Here is a 4,604-nt window from a genome sequence, read left to right as displayed (position 1 = left end):
ATACTCACCCGAAGAGTGTTGGAACTACTTCAGGGCTGCCGGATATGTCTCAGGTTAAAGGCCGGATGCTTTAGGGCTTAGATCTTGTAGCTATCTGAATAGATGTAATAAATTGATCATATCAACCTCTTGGGCGATCCCTTGGTTAGCCATCGAACAGAGCTGCAAAATTTCACTTGAGTTGCCTTATGACATCGCGCATTCTCATGAACCTGAGTGTTTGTTCAATCTGGCGCGTATCCAGAAGTAAGTCGGGTGGGGAAGTCCGACGGTGTAATAAATTTGAGGCCTGACTTCTGACAGGCAGGTGACCCGGCGATTGTTTGGGTTGGGTTATGTTATGTGTTATGGAGTAAGTCCAATGCGGTCGGAATTGTTGGAACGTATCCAGCAATTCGTTGGCTGTACTCGTATTCTCGATACGACGTTCGAGACACATTCTCATCTCTGGCACGTTCGGATGTTGACGAGGGTCAACGACGTCAAGCTTGTGCGCAGTTTATTTTCGCACGGTTGATGCAGTCGTGGGCGAGGAGATTGACGGCAATCAGATCATAGCAGGCTGATGTGCAATCTGGGCTGGTGCCCAGAAGTTTTTGGTTGGGGGAAAACATGGCTGAACTTGAAAAAACGGCTGAGACGATCACCGTCGATGAGACTGACGATTTTCAGAACTGGGACACGTCTTCCGGCATTCCAGGCGATGAAGATGACAACGACATTGATATCGACAAAGATCTTGCCGCCGGTGGTGCTGATGACGGGGATGCCGAGCTTCCGGAAAACTTCAGAACCGCACTCGGCTTGCTGCAAGCATCCGGATCCTTTGTCGACTATACAGACTGGATCAATGTAGCCCTTAGCGGATACCTGTCACCTGCCGACCGTGCCGATGCAGAGAGCGACGGTCCCGGCGAAAACATTGTCGATGTGACAAGCGGCGATGCCCCTGTCACCAGCTTGAGTTTTTCTTCGAGCCTGAATGGCGATCCTTTCCCAGTCATCGGAACCGATGGGACGCCGTTCGACAGCCTCCTGACGCATGACAGCAACCATATTTTTCTCTACGCAGATCCAAATGATGACAACATCGTTTACGGTGTCGAGGGTTACGGGGATCTCGCGAACCCTGATGGCGACATAATCTTCGCGCTCTATCTTGAAGAGATTACTGATCCCATCACGGGCGAAATCACGGGCGCCAAGTCCTGGACGGTGCTTTATGAAGAGATCGATCACCCCGACGACACCAAGATCGACGAAGCTGTTGATCTAGAAAACCGCCTGTTCGTCTCCGCGCAATCCGAGCAATTGTTCAGCCTGGCCGGTGTCCCCTCCGGCCAGAACCTCGGCTACATGTGGAAATCGACGACCCCGGGTTCGAGCGATGCCATTATCGCCATGGCAATCAATCCCGCGAATACATCGATTTTCCAACCCCTGCCCAGCTACCAGCGCGTCAACACCGGGAAAGGTGGTGGCGATACGACCATTTCGAACGAGTTCCAGTCCGGTCTTGAGGCTACTCCTGGATACGGTCGGTCAGTGGTTTTCACTTTTGTTGATGAAACCAATTGGAATACCACGATCCCAGAGCTGGATCAGGGTGAAGCAAAGCTCGAGGAGAGCTTTGAGTTTGCTGTCGTCGTTACTCGGTTCGAGCTCGACGACATAGATCCCGACCAGGACATAAGTGCGTTCACTTTCATTATTGACGTCGAGGGGCAGCCAGCCCTGAATTACTCTGGGCTGAGCACACTGCAGGATTTGATTGATGCGGTTGGCCAGATAGAGAGCGAGTTTGGTCAGCGTGTCGAGCTTGCAATCGAAGGAAACAACCTTGTCGTCAAAACATTTGGTGATGACGTCGCACTTTCCGGTGGTGGATTCGATGCAATCGCCAAGTCCGGGTCCGTAGAACAACTATATCTCGGGGCCAATGCCGAAGCCGGAGGAAATCTCGCGTCTGGTGTCGGTTTTCAAGTCGTCCAGGTCGGCGGCGGCGAGCTTGCAACGGTCAAAGTTGTTTTGCTGGATCGCGCTGATATTTACCCGGGCGAGAGATATGTCGACGGCATTAAAAAGATCACAACTGTCGCAGAGACCAGTTACGCCACCAAACTGACGCTGGATACCCTGCTCAACCGTGGCGATACCTATACAATCTCGGTCGATCTTAACGACGACGAGCCCGGTGGTATCACTGCCTTTTCCTACACGGTGCGGCGTGGTGATGATCTGTCAGATCTCATCAACGACTTCAATTCCGATACCGCCAAGAGCGGCATCTTCCTCGATCTCGTCGATGGACAACTCGTCGTTCAGTCGTTGAACATGCGTGAGTTGACGATCTCGGGTTTCGATCAACTCGGCGACACCGCGGGAAAAATCGCGGACGGTGCCTACGACACCTACGTGGTCGAGGCTGAGGAGCTTGTCGACGCCAGCTCCATCGTCATTGAGGGTTCACGCAAGTCCGGCAGTACGATCACCACATTCAAAATCGAATGGACACGTGCGGATTTCGAAAATGGTATAGAGCCTACGATCACATCAAGCGGAGGCCCGACTTACGATCCGGGGATTATCATCATCTGGAACGAAGACGGATCCGTTGTCGCAAAGGGCATCGATGCAGGCGACAATATCGATATTCAGTCCAGCGAACTCATTGACACGGCAATTGTCTTCAATGGCGGGACAGGCCTAAAGAGTGACAAGTTCGACGCGCCGTTCGACATTGGCGGCTTCACATATCTGGCTGCTTCGACGGCGACCCTCGAAGTTGGATCGCAGTTCTTCTTTGAAGATGACGGCATCGACGGCTCTCTCGGAGCGCCACTTTATGTCGAGGAAGAACACATCAACAACACTCTGTCTGTTGGAAATGAAGATACAACCGTAAACACCAACGACCTCGATGGAACCAATATTACCGTGGAATTTCCGGCATTCGTTCAGGGCACGACGATGCTCTCGGACTTGGGGATTAGCGGTACACTGAGCTACAGGGGCTGGGTAACGAATACACGTGTGGACATTAATCTCGACGGTTTGGATTTTAATGGCCTCATTGCGGCAATTAATTTGGAAACTGTCAACACTGGAATTGATGCTGTACTGCTTCCAGGCACCGACACCGACAAATTCATTCTCAACTGGCCAGATGCCGGATCAATAGAGATTATCGACGGTGGCACGGGCCTGGGCCTGAACCAATACGAAGGCTTAGGCCCAATCGAGATAAATCTCGATAACACCAAGAATTATGTCGAAGCTGACTTCAGTATTCTCATTGACGAACTCTACGCAGACCGTGACGCAACCTTTGGTGTTCGCACGGATGCCTTCGTTTTGGGTACGACGGCAATCGTCGACGCCGATGTGCTTTCCGCGTCAGGAACGCTGACAATCGAAGACGACACCCTCAACGCGATCGATCTGGGAGGGCTTTCCACAGTTCAGGCGCTGCTCGACGCGATCAATGCAATAGACGGCGTTAGCGCCCTCTTGTTCGACGGCAAGTTGCTCATTCAAGGCTCGGATGGCGAGTTGTCGATCGACTACGATCCGACTTCTGGCGATACGGAGGCAGATGAAATCTTCGGTATCGTCGAAGGGTCCTACTTCCCAACGTCTATGCTCGAGGCGCAGGGCTTGACCTCAAAGGGGGCCGCGCTCTGCTACCAGATTTCTACGGTCACAGAAGACGTGATCATCACCCTCAGTAACAACAGTGCGGATCAAGGTACAACCATCCCAGATGGGATCTACGTTATCCGCGTTGATCACAACGGAGACGGTGTCTTCGAGGATGGGGCTGCGACTGGAGATGAAGTCATCGTTTATGAGGCCTCCGGTAATACGCTGGGTGACTTGCGGACCGCCATAGACGCTTCGGGTACTGTCGACGCCACAATCGCTCCCGACACTGGCGGTACTGCAGGTGAATTGAAGCTCACTTCTTGGAGTGGAAACGCTCTGACACTTTACGGGTTTGACGACACTTTCTTCGGTGTCGAGGACGGGACGACATTTAACGTCTCCTCCTACGTGATCACCGGCGGTGTCGTGTCGGTAAGCGGCACCGGCTCGTGGGCTCTGGATGACCCTCACGGACTTGGTGACGTCGTCGAAATCAACGATCTCCCCGTTGTCGAAGGTACGACAATTGCCGACCTTCTTGCCGGTCTCAATAGTATCACGGGTGTCGTTGCGACACTTGAGGGCGGCGTGATTGTTATCGAAGCCACCGACGGCGCCAGTAGCATCAAAATTGAGGGACTTGCATCACTCGGGTTTGACGAAGTCGGCGACATATACACGACCAAGCGCGAAGTTGTCAGATTTGAACTCGATCCGGATGGACCCTCCAGGTTCGAGGTTGGCGATCAACTGGATCATGCTCCGGGTGGTGGCGAAAACCTCTTGGCGGTGGACTTCAGCCCATACGTTTTCGCGACAGATGGTGATTTCGACCCGCTGCCGCTCGGCGATGCCGGGCTCTACAATGTGATTGACGATATACCTGTTCAGAACACTGCGACGGTTCTGAAGACGGTACACGAGGACGCGCTGAACAACTACGACCCGGACGACGTCGT

General features: G+C 52.9%; 1 protein-coding gene. It reads left to right on the top strand.

Going from position 1 to position 4,604, the window contains the following annotated elements; all coding sequences use genetic code 11:
• Positions 1–612 precede the first annotated feature (612 nt).
• On the top strand, positions 613–4,604 hold a 3,992-nt coding region (locus RXV90_RS25660; protein ID WP_316653256.1), incomplete at its 3' end, for a hypothetical protein.

It is taken from the genome of Ovoidimarina sediminis, assembly GCF_032586175.1.
In the GTDB taxonomy this organism is placed as follows: Bacteria; Pseudomonadota; Alphaproteobacteria; order Rhodobacterales; family Rhodobacteraceae; genus Ovoidimarina; species Ovoidimarina sediminis.
Note: the sequence above shows the minus strand (reverse complement) of the source record. Positions and strands in the feature narration are given on the sequence as shown.